This window comes from Mesorhizobium sp. P2_E6 (assembly GCF_056403835.1).
On the sequence record NZ_JBFUEQ010000012.1, the window covers coordinates 15888 to 32280 of the forward strand.

Below are 16393 nucleotides of genomic sequence, written 5' to 3' on the forward strand. Positions count from 1 at the left end.
TTTTACGAAATATTTGACGCCAGCCGTTGCGAGCGGGCCATCAGCCAATCCCGCCCCGCATGGGCAAACACCGCGCACAACACGATGGCGCCGCCGACCATGCTGGCGGCTGGTGCGATCTCGCCCAGGAACAGGAAGGCAAACAGGATCGCGAACGGCACTTCGGCCGAGCCGAGCAGCCCGGATTCGGCCGCCGGAATGAGCCGCGCCCCTTCCGTCCACAGGATCGAGGACAGCGCAAAGCATGAGCCGAAGGTGGCAAGCAGCACCGCGTCGCGTGGCGTGACCGCCAGCGGATCGCTGACGAACCAGCCGAGCACGAACAAGAGGAAGGCCGAAACCGCGCCGGCCCACACCACCGGCGTCTCCCGGAAGGCGCGCACCATGATCATGTAGAGCGCGCTGCCGATGGTCATCAGCAGCGCCAACCCGTCCCCGAACAGATGACCGGTGCCGAACCCGGACCAGACCATGATCGCCACGCCGCACAGCGAGACGGCGGCGGCGACCATCGTCTGCAATCGGAACGGCTCGCGCGTCAGAACCCAGGCCAGCAGCGCTGTGACGAAAGGCGCGGTGGCATAGATGATCGCGACATTGGCGACGAAGGTGAACTTGAAGGCCGAGATGAAGGCGATGCTGGCCAGCGCCCCTTCCACCGCCAGGAGCCAGCCCCGCCAGCCAAGGCGCAACGTTTCGCGGTTGCCGGAGCGATGGCGGCGCCACAGCACATAGAGGCTGATCAGGATCGAGCCGACAAAGCCTCGCCAGCAGGTGATGGTCAGCGGATCGGCGTGGATCGACTTGGTCAGCACCCCGGTCAGGCCGAACACCGCCGCCGATGACGACACCAGCAGGATACCCAGCGTGCGCTCAGTGGCGCTGTCCGTCGGGGCTGCAATGTCACTCATGCCGCCAGCCTACGCCGTTGCGTCCTGACATCGTAGCGTCAGCAGTGACGGCGATCCACATCATAGCCGCTTGCGGAAATGCTCGGTGCCGACAATCAGCAGCCCGGCGGCGATGATAAGGGCGGCGCCGAAGAATACTTCACGGCGCGGCACGTCGCCCCAGATCGCAAAGCCGAGCGCGAACGCCCATAACAGCGAGGTGTATTCGAGGGGTGCAAGGATCGAAGCCGGCGCCCGCTTCATGCCTTCGAACAGAAGATACTGCGCAAACCCACCGAGCGCGCCGACGCTGGCAAGGAGCAGCAACTGGGCCCAGTCCGGCGTTTGCCACCAGAGCAGCGCCGGTCCCCCCGAAAAGAGCAGAAAATAGAAGTTGTTCAGGAGAAGCTGGATCATCGAACGCTCGGCAAGCGCGGTCTTGCGCAGAAGCACGATGGCTATGCCCCACAAAAAGGCCGCCGCCAGCACCAGGACCACCGGCACGGACAGGCCGAGATGGGTCGGGTCGCAAGCGACGAAGACGCCGGCAAAGCCGATCAGCACCGCAAACCAGCGCAGCATCGGCACCTTTTCGCCGAGCATCACCACCGAAAGCACGGTGACGATGATCGGTGCCGCGTAGTAGACGGTGGTCAGTTCTGCAAGCTGAAGGCTGCGCGCGGCATTGTAATAACAAAGCCAGGCGGCGAGGGTGAAGGCGCTGCGCACCAGCATCGGCCGCACGATCGGTGAGCGCACCGTGTCGGCAAACAGCCGTTGCCCACCGATCGCCGCGCAAGCGCCAAGAATGGTGATGCTGCGGAAGAACATGATCTGCCAGACCGTCATGCCGGTGACCAGCAGCTTGATCGAGGCATCCTGCGTCGAAAACAGGAAATAGGCCGCACCGGTCAGCAAGATTCCGCCGAGAACCCTTTCGCGTGTTTCGAGAATGGCGACATCGGCCATAAGGCGCGGGACCAAAGTTGCAGGAGGCGACAAAATGCTGTGAGGAGCGACGCGAGAGGAAGTCTCCCGTACCAAAAGCTATACGGGCGAAAGTCGGCACAGCGCTACGCCAGCCCTAAGCTTGCGTTGGGGCAGGCGATGGCGACCTTGCTTCCAGAAGGCAATCGGCACTTATATCTGACAAAGCCACGCCGCTGTCCGGCCACGAGAGCGAAGGAACGGAAATGGATGCGACCGAACTGAAGGCGATGCAGGCGCCACTGAAGCAGGCTTATCGCGACGACGCTGCGCAGGCACTGATCACGCTTCGCGCCAAAGGGTCGATCGACGACCAGTCGGTTACCTGCAAGGTGGAGACGGGCAGGGCGATCGCGATCGCAGGATTGCATCCGGCAACCGGTGGCTCGGGGCTCGAGCTCTGCTCGGGCGACATGCTGCTGGAGGCGCTGGTGGCCTGCGCCGGGGTGACGCTGAAGGCGGTGGCGACGGCGCTGGAGTTCAAGCTGGGCGCTGCCACGGTGGAAGCCGAAGGCGACCTCGATTTTCGCGGCACGCTCGGTGTCGCCAAGGATGCGCCGGTCGGCTTTCGCGCCATCCGGCTCAATTTCGATCTCGATACCGACGAGCCGCAGGAGCGGGTAGACTCCCTGCTGAAGCTGACCGAGCGCTATTGCGTGGTGTTCCAGACCATCAACCAGAAGCCGCAGCTGACGGTGAGCGCACGGCGCTGAAACGCCGTGCGCCGGATGCTTACTGCGCTGCCGGCTCTTCGGCGTCGCCCTCGTCGGTGAAGGGCGAGGCGCTCGGCACGCATTGCACCGACCAGCCGGTCGGTGTCGGCTGCTTCTGATATTCGGTGATGGCGGCGGTGCACTGTTCGCGCTTGTCGAAGGTGCTGGGCAGCACGACCATGCCGCCCTGCGGGCCGGCGATTACCAGATACCAGACCAACGCTGCGGTCGTTGCCATGGGGATGTCCTTGTTCTGCCCAATTGGGGCGCTTGTTGCGGGAGTCGCTGCGATCCTATCAACTCCGCCGAAATGACGAAAGCATGACCGCCGCGCAGCCTTCCGCCATGACATCACAGCCGCGTGATGCGATGGCGGATCTGGGCCCAGATCTAAACCCAGGCGGGCTTAGTTGGTGGCAAAACAATAAAACAGGCCGTCACCGCCGGTGCCCTTCAGCGCCTCTTGGCTGCAGCCGCCACGCGAGGCATGCGAGGAGTTCCAGGATTTGGCGGCCGCCGAATCGTCGAGGCCGGTGCGGTCGTGATGGCCCATCATCGCCGCACCTTCCGCTCCGCTCATCGTCCAGTCGCCGCAGGTCTGGTCGGCGATCTTCGTGCCATCGGGTTTGGAGCCGGTCAGCATGTCGTGGCGGTTTGGCTTGTCGCCACGGCCGTTGACCACTTCGCCCTTCTCGTTCAGCGCCGTCTGCTTGGTGATGCCATTGGCGTCGCCGTGCAATGAGGCGACATCGTCGGCGATCGTCACACCCTTGGCGTTCACCCACGGCCCCTTGCCGATGCGGTCGCGCGCGTCGGTATCGCTGGTCGACAGATAGGCGGCCCAGCTCTTGCCGGTGACGCCGGCGGCTTCCGCCAGCGAGGCGCAATGCGCGTCCGCACCCTTGAGGCCGCCGAGGTCGGCACCCTTGCCGGAGCCAACGCTGGTGACGAAGAAGCTCATCTTTGCGTCTTGCGAATAGGCGGCGCCGGCGGCCGCGATAAGGGCGGCGGCGGTGGCGAGAAGCAGTCTGCGCATGGTGGTCCTCCGTTCAGGTTTCGAATGTGTGACATTCGAAGAACGTCGGCGGTGCCGAAAATCTTCCGGCAAAAAGCAGCTATTCCGGCTGACGATAGGCGACAAAGCGGTTGTGCTTGGCCTGGAAGATCAATCCGGTCTCCTTCAGGTCCGGACTGGCCAGCGGCACGATAAGTTTGGCGACCTCCGAGGGGTGCGGCAGTGTAGCCGGATCCTCGCCGGGTACAGCCTGGGCGCGCATCGCGGTGCGGGTGGGGCCGGGGTCGGCGGCGTTGATCCTGAGCGGCAAGCTTTGCGTCTCATGCGCCCAGGAGCGCATCATCGTCTCGACCGCCGCTTTGGACGCCGCGTAGGGCGCCCAGAAGGCGCGCGCCGAGTGGGCCGAATTCGCGGACAGCAAAATGGCGCGGCCGGCGTCGGACAGCCGCAGCAGCGGATCGACCGAGCGGATCAGCCGCCATGTCGAGGTGACGTTGATGGTCATCACCTTCTCGAACGTTTTCGCCTCGACATGGCCGATCGGTGAGATCACGCCGAGCACGCCGGCATTGGCGACGAGAATGTCGAGCTTGCCCCAGCGCTCATGGATGGCCCCGCCCAGCCGGTCGATGCCGGCCATGTCGGCAAGATCGAGTGGCACCAGCGTCGCCTGGCCGCCGGCCGCCTTGATCTGGTCGTCGAGCTCTTCCAGCCCGCCGACGGTACGCGCTACGGCGATCACATGCGCGCCGGCTGCAGCCAACTCCTTGGCGATGAAATAGCCGATGCCGCGCGAGGCGCCGGTGACGACCGCAACGCGGCCGGTAAGGTCGAGGGTCATGCTATGGATTCCGGGAATTTCACGAACGCGGATGACGGTGCGGCAATCCTACGACCCGCTCGTCGCCAGCAGCGACAGCGTGCGCACATTGTCGTGGCCTTCGAAGTCGAGCAGGCGGGTCGGATACTGGCCGGTGAAGCAGGCATCGCAGAACTGCGGCTGGTCGTTGTCGCGGCTGGCCTCGCCGACGGCGCGATAGAGGCCATCAATGGTGAGGAAGCCGAGCGAATCGACCCGGATGAACTCGGCCATTTCTTCCACCGACATCCGCGATGCCAGAAGCTTCGATTTTTCCGGCGTGTCGACGCCGTAGAAGCAGGAGGCGCGCGTCGGCGGCGAGGCGATGCGCATATGCACTTCCCTGGCGCCGGCATCGCGCACCATCTGCACGATCTTCTGGCTGGTGGTGCCGCGCACGATGCTGTCGTCGACCAGCACCACGCGCTTGCCCTCGATCATGCGGCGGTTGGCGTTGTGCTTCAGCTTGACGCCCATGTGGCGGATCGAATCGCCCGGCTGGATGAAGGTCCGGCCGACATAGTGGTTGCGGATGATGCCGAGTTCGAAGGGAATACCGGCGGCTTGCGAAAAGCCGATCGCGGCCGGCGTGCCCGAATCCGGCACCGGCACGACGATGTCGGCCTCGACCGGGCTTTCCTGCGCCAATTCGGCGCCGATGCGCTTGCGCACTTCATAGACGTTGCGGCCCTCGACCGAGGAATCCGGCCGGGCGAAGTAGACATATTCGAAGATGCAGAAGCGGGTCTTCTGCGGCTCGAACGGGAACAGGCTTTCAATACCCTTGGACGTGACGACAACCATCTCGCCGGGCTTGAGATCGCGCACGAATCGCGCGCCGATGATGTCGAGCGCGCAGGTTTCCGACGCCAGGATCCAGGCGCCGTCGAGATCGCCGAGCACCAGCGGCCGAATGCCGAGCGGATCGCGGCAGCCGATCATCTTCTTGGATGTCATCGCCACCAGCGAGAAGGCGCCCTCGACCTGGCGCACCGCGTCGATGAAACGCGAGTTCAAATCGCGCTCCTTGCTGGTGGCGACGAGGTGCAACAGCGTCTCGGTATCGGAGGTGGAGGAGAAGATCGCACCCTGCTTCTGCAACGCCCGCTGAACGGTCATGGCATTGGTCAAATTGCCGTTGTGGGCGACTGCAAAGCCGCCATCGGCCAGTTCGGCGAAGAAGGGTTGGATGTTGCGCATGCCGGCGCCGCCTGTCGTGGCGTAACGCGTATGGCCGATGGCACGGTTGCCTTGCAGGCTGTCGATGACGCGCTGCTTGGTGAAGGTGTCGCCGATCAGGCCGACATGGCGTTCGACATGGAACTGGGTGCCGTCATAGGAAACGATGCCGGCCGCTTCCTGGCCGCGATGCTGCAGCGCATGCAGGCCAAGTGTGACGATGGCTGCCGCATCCTGCCGGCCGAAAATGCCGAACACGCCGCATTCGTCGTGGAAATGGTCGTCGGCCTCGGCGGAAAGCACGTCGTCTGCGTCTGCCATCTTAAGCTCCGCTAAAATCGCCATATAGTGCGGGTTCGCGTCGAAAGCAACGCGCCCGTGCAGCCGTTCGCACCATCGTCAGTTTCCGGCGCCCGTTCCGGGCGTCAGTTTGCCGGTGCAGCCGGCGCTGGATTGGCCGGAGCGTTCTCCGCGGGCGGTGCTGCGGCGTCATCGTCGGGAGCGGGCGTGTTGGCATCCTCGCCACCCGCCGGGGCATCCGCCGCCGGTGCGTCCGGAGCAGCGGGCGTCTCAGCAGCCGGCTGATTCGGGTTGAGCTTCTTGAGGATGGCGTTTTCCGGATCCTCGGGCAGCAGGCTTTCGAGCTTGGCGCCGATCTGCTCCAGCAACGGCCGCGACTTGGCATCCGTGACCCATGCCGGTGCCTTGGCGCCAGCCAGCCAGTTGAAGAACAGGAGCGCGACGGCAACGACCAGAATGCCGCGCGCCGCGCCGTAGAGAAAGCCGAGCGTGCGGTCGAGAGCGCCGATCCTGGAATCGATGATCCAGTCGGCGAGCTTCATTGTGATGACCGAGACGACGATCAGCGCGATGACGAAGACGATGCCGGCGGCGGCCGCCATGGCGATCTTTTCGTTGTCGATGTAAGGCTTGAGGTAAGGCAGCACCGGCTTGTAGAAGAAGAACGCCGCCGCTGCTGCCGCTGCCCAGGAGACGACGGACAGGATTTCGCGTGAGAAGCCGCGAACCATGGCGAGCATCGCCGAGACCAGGGTGAAGCCGACGAGAATTCCGTCAAGCAGCGTAATCGGCATGTCTTTCGCCCCACTCCATGAGCCGCATTATAGCGCGGAGCATCGGGTTTCCCAAAACCGGTTTCCCCGTTTTCGGTCCGATGCTCTAGTCTTGCTCGTCCACGCGGCTTCGGCGTGTGCCGGCTATGCGTGCCACGAGGTCGGCAAGCTCGGTTGGCTGGAAAGCGCCGGCCCCGATCCCCCCGGCAAGTTCCTCGCTGCCCAAGGGCAGAACCGCGCTTCCAAAACCCAGCTTTTCGGCTTCCTTGAGGCGCTGTTGCGCATGCGCAACCGGCCTCACGGCGCCCGAAAGGCTGATTTCGCCGAAATAGACGCAATCGGCGGGAAGGGCAAGACCGGTGAGCGAGGAAACCAGGGCCGCCGCCACCGCCAGGTCGGCTGCGGGCTCCGAAATGCGATAGCCGCCGGCGACGTTGAGATAGACATCGTGGCTCCCGAAGCGCACGCCGCAATGGGCTTCCAGAACCGCCAGGATCATCGACAGCCGGGCGCCGTCCCAGCCGACGACCGCGCGGCGCGGCGTGCCGAGCGAGGAGGGGGCGACCAGCGCCTGGATCTCCACCAGCACAGGCCTTGTGCCCTCCATGCCGGCGAAAACCGCGGCACCCGGTGATTTCGCGTGGCGCTCGCCGAGAAAAAGCTCGGACGGGTTGGCGACCTCGCGCAGGCCCTTGTCCGACATTTCGAAGACGCCGATCTCGTCGGTCGGCCCAAACCGGTTCTTCACCGTACGCAGGATGCGGAAATGGTGGCCGCCTTCGCCCTCGAAGTAGAGCACGGCATCGACCATATGCTCGACGACGCGCGGCCCGGCGATCTGGCCTTCCTTGGTGACATGGCCGACCAGGACGATCGCCGCACCCGTGGATTTCGCATAGCGGATCATCGCCTGGGCGGCGGCGCGCACCTGGGTGACGGTGCCTGGCGCCGAATCGGCAAGGTCGGTCCACAGCGTCTGGATCGAATCGAGGATCACCAGGTCCGGCCGCCTGCCGTCGGCGATGGTGGCGAGGATGTCCTCGACATTGGTCTCGGCGGCAAGTTCCACCGGCGTGGCGGCAACACCGAGCCGCTGCGCCCGCAACCTGATCTGCGCGACGGCCTCTTCGCCCGAGACGTAGACGACGCGGTGGCCTTTTGACGCGAGTGCAGCCGCGGCCTGGGTGAGCAGCGTCGACTTGCCGATGCCAGGATCGCCGCCGACCAGCAGCGCCGAGCCGCGCACGAAGCCGCCACCGGTGGCGCGATCGAGTTCGCCGATGCCCGAGATGATTCGCGGCGCGTCCTCGATGTCGCCCGACAGCGTTGTCAGCACCACTGCGCGGCCCTTGCGGGCGTTTCGCGTGTTGGCCGGCCCTGAGCCGATGCCGCCGGACGTGCCTTCCTCGACCAGCGTGTTCCACTCGCCGCAGGCATCGCATTTGCCGGCCCAGCGCTGATGCACCGATCCGCAATTCTGGCAGATGAACTGAACCCGCGATTTGGCCATCAGTTGGATGCTGCCTGGAAGTAATCGGGAGTTGGCGATCCTGCCCACCCCCCTCTGTCCTGCCGGACATCTCCCCCGCAAGGGGGGAGATTGGATGTCATCACCGTCTTCGCCAATCGCCCAGGTTGAAGAGAGGGCGCCGCAAATGAAACTGCCGATCTCTCCCCTTGCGGGGGAGATGCCCGGCAGGGCAGAGGGGGGTGTGACGGAATGCGAGGGTAGATCAAAAACTCACTCGAACCTTTCCGGCAAATGATGCTCTTCGGCGAGGTCGGAGAAGCGGGTGAATTCGCCCTGGAAGGCAAGGCTGACGGTCCCGGTCGGTCCATGGCGCTGCTTGGCGATGATCACTTCGGCCTTGCCCTGGACCTCGACCATCTTTGTTTCCCAGGCGAGGTGCTCGGGCGTGCCTTTCTCGGGCTCCTTGTTTTTGATGTAATATTCCTCACGATACACAAACAGCACCACGTCGGCGTCCTGCTCGATCGAACCCGATTCGCGCAAGTCGGACAGCTGAGGATGCTTGTCGTCGCGGCTTTCGACCTGACGCGAGAGCTGTGAGAGCGCGATGATCGGTACGCCAAGTTCCTTGCCGAGCGCCTTCAGTCCGGTGGTGATCTCGGTGATTTCCTGGACGCGGTTCTGCGACGCCTTGGCGGACGAACCCTGCATGAGCTGGATATAGTCGATGACCATCAGATCCAGCCCGCGCTGGCGCTTGAGGCGGCGGGCGCGCGCCGCAAGCTGGGCAATCGAGATACCGCCCGTCTGGTCGATGTAGAGCGGGCGTTTGTGGTTCTCCTGCGTGTAGGCGACAAGCTTGCCGAAATCGGCTTCCGTCAGGTCGCCGCGCCTGATTTTCGACGATGGGATCTCGGTCTGCTCGGAAATGATGCGGGTGGCCAATTGCTCCGACGACATTTCGAGCGAGAAGAAGCCGACGACGCCGCCATTGGCCGCCTTGACGGAGCCGTCCGCCTGCTGGGCAGGCTCATAGGCGGCAGCGATGTTGTAGGCGATGTTGGTGGCGAGCGACGTCTTGCCCATGCCCGGACGGCCGGCGATGATGATCAAATCCGACGGCTGCAGGCCGCCCATGCGGTGGTCGAGATCGCGCAGGCCGGTGGCAATGCCGGACAGGTGCCCATCGCGCATATAGGCGGCACTGGCCATGTCCACGGCGTTCTTCAACGCGTCGGAAAAACTCTCGAACCCGCCATCGTAGCGGCCGTTTTCGGCCAGCTCGAACAGCCGCCGCTCGGCATCCTCGATCTGTTCGGTGGGCGCCATGTCGACCGGCGCGTCATAGGCAATGTTGACCATGTCCTCGCCGACGGTGATCAGCGCGCGACGCGTCGCAAGGTCATAGATGGCGCGGCCATAGTCGGTGGCGTTGACGACGGTGACGGCTTCCACCGCCAGCCGCACGACATATTGCGCCATCGTCATGTCGCCGACCTTCTCATCGGCCGGCAGGAAGGTTTTCAGCGTGATCGGCGTCGCCACCTTGCCCATGCGGATGAACTCGGACGCCACCTCATAGATCTTGCGGTGCAGCGGCTCGTAGAAATGGCCGGCCTTCAGAAAGTCCGAGACGCGGTAGAAGGCGTCGTTGTTGACCAGGATGGCGCCGAGCAGCGCCTGCTCGGCCTCGATGTTGTTTGGCGCTTCACGATAAAGCGGTGTTTCCGCGACGCCGAATTTTCGCGCTGCCTCTGCCATGATATCCCCGATTTCGATCCCGGCTCTTCGATACCAGAATGACAAAAGTCAGTGCTGACTTATCTGCAACAGTGCCGATGCCAACCAACATCAATGTTCGCTTGTTCACAGGAACAACAAATCGTCCACAGGACAGAATTCCCGTCCCCCGATTTCTGTTGACTCGGCAGAGGAACAATCTACACGAAAAACAAGAACGAAGCAAGAACAATTGTGCCGGTCAAATCTCCAGAACGTCGCCCCAGTCCGACCGCCGCGCTGCCTTGAAAGTCTCGCCGTCGCGCTTGGTGAACAGCCTTTCGCCGGCACTGCCGTTGCTCTCGCAAAGTTTCAGCAACACCTTGCCGGATCCTGATTTTGGCGGCGCGATGACCCGTGCCTGAGGGGAAGGAGCAGGCTGTCGCGAAGCGGCGACATAGATGAACTTCTCGTCCTCCCACGGCACGTCGGCATCCTTGGCCAGCCGGTGCAGGCGCGAGCGGGCGACGCGGCGGGAGAAATGGCACCAGTCGGGCGGGGCGAGCGGGCAGGGCGCCTGATGCGGGCAGGGTGCCTGCACATGCGCGCCCGCCTCGATCAGTTGCCGGCGCACGGCAAGGATGCGCTGCCATCCGGCCGGCGTGCCCGGCTCGACGACCAGCAGCGTATCGCCGGTGAGTTGCCACAGCCGACCGATGAGCTTTGGCAGAGACGCAGGGACAATTTCGTCGAGCACATAGGCGCAAGTGACCAGATCGGCCGGCTCGATGTCGGCAAGGTCGATGGTGGCGTCGCCGGCCAGCCATCTGGTTCGGGCGGCAATCGCGCCGGCGGCAAGCGTCTCGCCGACCCTGCGCGCCGCGGCGCTGGCTTCGAACAGCACCGCCTGTTCGAGATCGGGCCACAAGTCGCTCGTGGCCCAAAGCACCGTACCAGGACCGGCGCCGACATCGAGCAGGCTCTTGGGTTGAAAGCCGGGCCTGGCGTCGCCGAGCGCATCGAGGCTGGCGCGCACGGCGGCGTAGGTCGCCGGCAGCCGCGTCGCCAGGTAGGCTTGCACGGCCAGGTTCTCAGCCATATGCAGCCGACCATCGCGCAGTTCGGCGCGGTACCGGTCGGACAGCGTTTTTGCCGCCTGCTTGAGTGTCGCCAGCGGAACGTTCTCGAGCAGACGCTCGACACCCTGGCGAAGTGGGGCCGGTAACTCCATGCTCAGGCTCCGCGTGGCGCGACGAGGATCACAGAGGCGCCGACAATGCAGAGCGCAGCTCCTGCGAGGTCCCAGCGGTCGGGGCGCACGCCCTCCGCCAGCCACAGCCAGCCAAGCGACGCCGCGATATAGATGCCGCCATAGGCGGCGTAGGCGCGGCCGGCGGCATTGGCATCGACCAGCGCCAGCAGGAAGCCGAATAGAGCGAGCGAGGCGAGACCGGGGAGCAGCCACAGCGGCGACTTCTCCAGCCGCCACCACGCCCAGAACGAAAAGCAGCCTGCGATCTCGGCCAGGGCAGCAGCGACGTAGAGGACATAGGTCATGAAAAAGGTCCGGTGGCGATCACTGGACCTTTTTCAGTGCAGGCGCCGGCAATGGCAAGCCGCAATGCTATTTCTGGTCCGCGACCTTGCGGCGGCGAGTTGCCTTGGCTACCGGGCTTTTCTCGATGGGATCCGTTTCACGGTGACCCATATCGCGCATCTCAAGCGCCTTCTCGCATTTGGCCATGTACTCGCGCGTCGTCGGCAAGGTGTCGTTCTTCTTGGCGATCTGGATCTGGAAGATCACCAGATCCTGCCAGCGGAAAGCGGCTTCCGAGGCGGCCAGGTAGAACTCCCACATGCGGCAGAAGCGCTCGTCGTAGATCGCCTTGGCCTTGTCGCGGTTGGCGGCGAAGCGCTCGCCCCAGTGCTTCAGCGTGTCGGCATAGTGCAACCGCAGGATTTCGATGTCGGTGACGACTAGCCCCGACTTCTCGATCGCCGGCATGACTTCGGAGAGCGAAGGGACATAGCCGCCCGGGAAGATGTATTTGCGGACGAAGGCGGTGGTCGCCCACGGCACGCCGGAACGGCCGATCGTGTGCAACAGCATGACGCCATCCGGCTTGAGCAGCGTCGTCGACTTGTCGAAGAAGGTGCGGTAATGGTTGACGCCGACATGCTCGAACATGCCGACCGAGACGATGCGGTCGAAACGCTCGTTGAGCTCGCGGTAGTCCTTGAGCTCGAAATGCACGCGGCTTTCCAACCCTTGCGCGTGCGCGCGGTCGGTGGCGACGCCATGCTGTTCGGTCGACAGCGTCACACCTTGCACGTCGACATCGAACGCCTTGGCGAGATAGAGGCTGAGCCCGCCCCAGCCGGACCCGATGTCGAGCACCGTCTGGCCGGCCTTCAGCCTGAGCTTGGCGGCGATGTGGCGTTTCTTCGCGGCCTGCGCTTCGTCGAGCGTCATGTCCGGCTGCTCGAAATAGGCGCAGGAATACTGCATGTCCTCGTCGAGGAAGAGCCGGTAGAGGTCGCCCGACAGGTCGTAGTGGCGCTGCACGTTGCGGCGCGAGCGCGAGGCGGTATTGATCTGCTGCAGGCGGCGGAAGGCATGGCGCAGGCCTTCGATGGCTTTCGACCATGTGGCGTCGATGCCGCCGCTGCCCATGTTCTGGAAGGCGATGCGCATCACACCCAGCACGCCGCCTTCGAGAATGTCGAGCTCGCCGTCCATGTAGGCTTCCGGCACCGCCAGCATCGGATCGAAGGTGATGGCCCGCTCGGCATGCGCGGTCTTGATGTGCATGTGCACCGGCTCGCCGCTGCCGTCGCCGAACACCACCGCAGCGCCCTTGGGGCCAGTTACCTTGAGATTGCCGGTGCGCACCAGGCGGTCGAGAACGCGCTTCAGCAGAATATTCATGACCAAATGTCCCCTCAGACAGGCTGTCTCGGCCCACGACCCCGAAAATCGAGATCGACTTTCGGGAAAGGGATCGTGCGCCAGCGTCCTTTGCGCGGCCAAAGGACGCGCGACGCTGTAGTCTGCATCAATATATAGGGGTTCGAAAAGTTCCATTTGGCACAAAAATGCCCGGGCGAGAGACCCGGGCATTGGTCCAGTATGGCTGAGGCCAACTGGGAAGCTAAAGTGCGGCACGCCCGGAAGGGCGCACCGGCAACTCAAATCGTCAGGCGTTGTCTTCGCCGCCTTCGAACTCGGTGTTCGGGTCGAAGAAGTTTTCCGGCCGCGCATTGTCGTTGATGTCGTCGCCATAGATGGCTTCGGCGGTGGTCAGCGTCTCACCCTTGGCCTGGCGTTCGGCTTCGTCGGCCGTGCGGGCGATGTTGAGCGTGATCGTGACCTCGACTTCCGGATGCAGCGCGATCGCCACATTGGTGAGGCCGATGGTCTTGATCGGCTGGTTGAGCAGGATCTGGTTGCGGTTGACCGTGAAGCCTTCCGCTGTCAGCAGATCCGCGATGTCACGGGTCGACACCGAGCCGTAGAGCTGGCCGGTTTCGCCAGCCGAACGCACGGCGATGAAGCTCTTGCCGTCGAGCTTTTCGGCGACCTGGCTGGCTTCCGACTTGCGCTCGAGGTTGCGGGCTTCGAGTTGGGCGCGCTGGCCTTCGAACTTCTTCTTGTTGGCTTCGTTGGCGCGCAGCGCCTTGCCCTGCGGCAGCAGGAAGTTACGGGCAAAGCCGTCCTTGACCTTGACGGTATCGCCCATCTGGCCGAGGCGGGAAACGCGTTCGAGAAGAATGACTTCCATGGTTTTGTTCCTTCCGTTGGGCGGCAATCATGCGATCGACGCCGAATTGTCTTGGGAACAGGTCAGGAAGCTTGGGGCGCGCCTTGGCGCCGGTGTCGCTGTCCTGCCTGTTCAGGCAGTTAGAGGTTTGACCTCAACTCGGGATTTGAATGCGATCCCGCGGCGCCCGTCGCCGAGGTGAAGAAAGCGGGCGGCAAGCCGCCCGCTCGAAAGTCTTAGCGAACCACGTAGGGCAGCAGGCCGAGGAAGCGGGCGCGCTTGATCGCCTTGGCGAGTTCGCGCTGCTTCTTCTGGCTGACGGCGGTGATGCGCGACGGCACGATCTTGCCGCGCTCGGAAATGTAGCGCTGAAGCAGACGCACGTCCTTGTAGTCGATCTTGGGGGCGTTGGCGCCGGAGAACGGGCAGGTCTTGCGGCGGCGATGGAACGGGCGCCGGGTCGGGATCTGGTTGATGTCGACCATTATTCTGCACCCCCTTCAAAGCCTTCGCGCGGACGGCGCGGACCACGATCGGCACCGGCGTCGCCGAACGAACGCGGCGGACGATCGCCACGGTCGCCGCGATCACGGTCGCCAAACGAGCGCGGACCACGATCGCCACGGTCACGGTCGCCGAAGCCGCCGCGTTCCGAGCGCTCTTCGCGCTTCTGCATCATGGCCGACGGGCCTTCCTCATGCGCTTCGACCTTGATGGTCAGGAAACGCAGCACGTCTTCGGACAGGCCCATCTGGCGCTCCATCTCGTTGAGCGCGGCCGGCGGGCAGTTCAGGTCCATCAGCGTGTAGTAAGCCTTCCGGTTCTTGTTGACCCGGTAGGTGAGGGACTTCAGTCCCCAGTTCTCGACCCGGCCGACGGACCCGCCATTTGCGGAGATGACGCCCTTGTACTGTTCGACAAGCGCATCGACCTGCTGCTGCGAGAGGTCCTGCCGGGCAAGAAACACATGTTCGTAAAGAGCCATAGTGTATCAGTGCCTTTCTTCGTTTCTCTCCCGGTTCCCGGCGGCAAAAGCCTCTGCAACTTCTCTGACCCGCTGTTCCCAGTAAAAGGGGGCGGGGAAGAAAGGAGCATGACGAGACGGTCGAGAGCGGAGACACGGGAGGCGGAAGCACTTCTGTCTTCACACGAAGGTTTTCGAAAAAACCTCCGGCCCTCCGTTCAGCCCCCAGCTGGGACCGGCAGATTGGGGGCGTCTATACAGCAATCCGCCCACAACGCAAGCGCAAGCGGCATTCCCTTGTGTCGCAGGGGCGAAAAAATCAAGCAGCAACAATGGCAAGGCTTCGTGGTTTCCGGCAACCGGGCCTTAACCACAATGTCAGGTTGTGTGGAGTTGAGATCCTGCAGTCAACGCTCGATTCATCAAGGAAGGCGCAGAAGCCAGGCCAATCCGCGCACAAAAGCGGCAAGCATTTCCGGGGGGTAAGGATGCTTCTTAGCAAGTTCTGGCGCTCGACGAGCGGCAATTTTTCGCTTGTGCTGGGGCTGGGGTTGCCGGCCATCCTCACGGCTGTCGCCTTCGCAACCGATGTCTCCACCCTGATGCGGGCCAAGAGCAACCTGCAGAATGCCCTCGATGCGGCAAACCTTGCCTCTTCGCATCTGGGCGATCTCGATATCACCCGCAATGACGCCTTTGACCGCTATTTCCAGGCCAACATCGCCGGCCATGGCGAACTCGGCAATGCGAAGGCGACGTTGACGGTCGACAAAGGCGTCAATTTCGTCAAGACGAAGGCGGTTGCCTCAGCCGACGTCACTCTCAACTTTGCCTTCCTGTTCGGCAAGGAAAAGCACATCGAGGTCGATGCCTCCGCCGTCGAATCGAACAACCAGCTCGAAGTCGTGCTGGTGCTGGACAACACCGGCTCCATGGCCGGGGCGCGCATGACGGCGTTGAGGACGGCGACCAAATCATTGCTCGACACGCTCGAGGCGACAAAATCGCCGACGCGCCAGATCCGCGCCTCGCTGGTTCCGTTCGTCACTGCCGTCAACGTCGATGGCGATGAATTCGACCCGTCCTGGATCGACATGGACGGCAAGTCCTCCACCAACGGCGTCAATTTCCCGGTCATCGACGGCAAGCGTCCCAATCATATGGCGCTCTTCAAGCAGCTCAAGCAGACCGGATGGACCGAGCCCGGATGGAACAACACCGGATGGAAGGGCTGTGTCGAGGCGCGGCCGGGCGCCTACAACATTTCCGATACCCCACCCGACCCGGACGAGCCCGACACGCTGTTTGTTCCGTATTTTGCGCCGGACGATCCCGAAGTTGCGCAGAAGCCGTCTGCCTCCTATGGCAAGATCGTGCTGTTGCTCACCGACGGCGAGAACGTCGTCTATGGCGCCAGCGAACAGCCGACGAAGTCCGACTACACATCCTATGGCTATCTCGCAGGTGGCCGTTTTGGATCGGACAGCCAGGCGACCGCGGCGCGCAATGTCGACGGCTGGACCAAAAGCGTTTGCACGCAGTTGAAGAACGAGGGCGTGCAAATCTACACCATGGTGCTGCAATCCGACACCGCCGCCAACCGCTCGCTTTACAGCGCGTGCGCCTCGGATCCGAGCGGCTACTATGCCGTCAACGATCCGACCAAACTGCCGGACGTCTTCCAGCAGATCGCCAACAAGTTCTCGAAGCTGCAATTGACGGATTGAACGTGTGAAGGGTCGCCAGGCCCGAGCCTCGCGGG

Annotated in this window: 17 protein-coding genes; 2 read left to right on the forward strand and 15 right to left on the reverse strand. The window is 63.6% G+C overall.

Features of this window, described 5'->3' with window-relative positions:
- Positions 1–2: 2 nt before the first annotated feature.
- Both AC1D08_RS25950 and AC1D08_RS25955 read right to left on the reverse strand, forming a co-directional pair.
- Positions 3–911 carry a DMT family transporter gene (locus AC1D08_RS25950; RefSeq protein ID WP_457151119.1) on the reverse strand — a complete coding sequence of 303 codons (909 nt, stop codon included), beginning with the start codon at positions 909–911 and terminating at the stop codon, positions 3–5.
- 60 nt (positions 912–971) lie between these two features.
- A complete protein-coding gene (locus tag AC1D08_RS25955; RefSeq protein WP_457151118.1) occupies positions 972–1859 on the reverse strand; it encodes a DMT family transporter in 888 nt (295 codons plus the stop codon).
- A 224-nt stretch (positions 1860–2083) separates the two neighbouring features.
- Between AC1D08_RS25955 and AC1D08_RS25960 the strand changes: the two genes are divergently transcribed.
- The gene (locus tag AC1D08_RS25960; protein WP_457151117.1) at positions 2084–2590 is read left to right on the forward strand and encodes an OsmC family protein; all 507 of its coding nucleotides are present in this window, start codon (positions 2084–2086) and stop codon (positions 2588–2590) included.
- A 19-nt stretch (positions 2591–2609) separates the two neighbouring features.
- Here AC1D08_RS25960 and AC1D08_RS25965 read toward each other — a convergent pair whose 3' ends face one another.
- From AC1D08_RS25965 to rpsF, 13 genes are all read right to left on the reverse strand, one after another.
- Positions 2610–2828 (reverse strand): hypothetical protein, encoded by a 219-nt coding sequence (locus AC1D08_RS25965; protein ID WP_027045347.1) that lies wholly within the window; start codon positions 2826–2828, stop codon positions 2610–2612.
- 168 nt (positions 2829–2996) lie between these two features.
- Positions 2997–3626, reverse strand: a complete 630-nt coding sequence (locus AC1D08_RS25970) for a hypothetical protein (protein ID WP_457151116.1) — start codon at positions 3624–3626, stop codon at positions 2997–2999.
- A 79-nt stretch (positions 3627–3705) separates the two neighbouring features.
- The gene (locus AC1D08_RS25975) at positions 3706–4446 is read right to left on the reverse strand and encodes an SDR family NAD(P)-dependent oxidoreductase (RefSeq protein ID WP_457151115.1); all 741 of its coding nucleotides are present in this window, start codon (positions 4444–4446) and stop codon (positions 3706–3708) included.
- A 48-nt stretch (positions 4447–4494) separates the two neighbouring features.
- Positions 4495–5964, reverse strand: a complete 1470-nt coding sequence (gene purF, locus AC1D08_RS25980; RefSeq protein ID WP_095086431.1) for an amidophosphoribosyltransferase — start codon at positions 5962–5964, stop codon at positions 4495–4497.
- 104 nt (positions 5965–6068) lie between these two features.
- The gene (locus AC1D08_RS25985) at positions 6069–6737 is read right to left on the reverse strand and encodes a CvpA family protein (RefSeq protein ID WP_457151113.1); all 669 of its coding nucleotides are present in this window, start codon (positions 6735–6737) and stop codon (positions 6069–6071) included.
- A gap of 85 nt (positions 6738–6822) precedes the next feature.
- The gene (gene radA, locus AC1D08_RS25990) at positions 6823–8226 is read right to left on the reverse strand and encodes a DNA repair protein RadA (RefSeq protein WP_457151112.1); all 1404 of its coding nucleotides are present in this window, start codon (positions 8224–8226) and stop codon (positions 6823–6825) included.
- 231 nt (positions 8227–8457) lie between these two features.
- Positions 8458–9948 carry a replicative DNA helicase gene (locus AC1D08_RS25995; RefSeq protein ID WP_095086422.1) on the reverse strand — a complete coding sequence of 497 codons (1491 nt, stop codon included), beginning with the start codon at positions 9946–9948 and terminating at the stop codon, positions 8458–8460.
- 220 nt (positions 9949–10168) lie between these two features.
- A complete protein-coding gene (locus AC1D08_RS26000) occupies positions 10169–11137 on the reverse strand; it encodes a small ribosomal subunit Rsm22 family protein (RefSeq protein ID WP_457151111.1) in 969 nt (322 codons plus the stop codon).
- 2 nt (positions 11138–11139) lie between these two features.
- Positions 11140–11463 carry a YnfA family protein gene (locus AC1D08_RS26005; RefSeq protein WP_457151110.1) on the reverse strand — a complete coding sequence of 108 codons (324 nt, stop codon included), beginning with the start codon at positions 11461–11463 and terminating at the stop codon, positions 11140–11142.
- Positions 11464–11530: 67 nt separating this feature from the next.
- Positions 11531–12835, reverse strand: coding sequence for a class I SAM-dependent methyltransferase (locus AC1D08_RS26010; protein WP_477424393.1), 1305 nt, complete (start codon positions 12833–12835; stop codon positions 11531–11533).
- Between the two features lie 268 nt (positions 12836–13103).
- Entirely contained in the window at positions 13104–13688 is a 585-nt protein-coding gene (rplI, locus tag AC1D08_RS26015) for a 50S ribosomal protein L9 (protein ID WP_095086410.1), read from the reverse strand.
- 215 nt (positions 13689–13903) lie between these two features.
- Entirely contained in the window at positions 13904–14152 is a 249-nt protein-coding gene (gene rpsR, locus AC1D08_RS26020; protein WP_006203718.1) for a 30S ribosomal protein S18, read from the reverse strand.
- Entirely contained in the window at positions 14152–14652 is a 501-nt protein-coding gene (gene rpsF / locus AC1D08_RS26025; protein WP_023761609.1) for a 30S ribosomal protein S6, read from the reverse strand. Before rpsF ends, rpsR begins: the two co-directional genes overlap by 1 nt.
- Positions 14653–15119: 467 nt before the next feature.
- On the opposite strand from rpsF, the gene AC1D08_RS26030 reads away from it, so the two are divergent.
- Positions 15120–16358 (forward strand): TadE/TadG family type IV pilus assembly protein, encoded by a 1239-nt coding sequence (locus tag AC1D08_RS26030; protein ID WP_457151714.1) that lies wholly within the window; start codon positions 15120–15122, stop codon positions 16356–16358.
- Positions 16359–16393 lie beyond the last annotated feature (35 nt).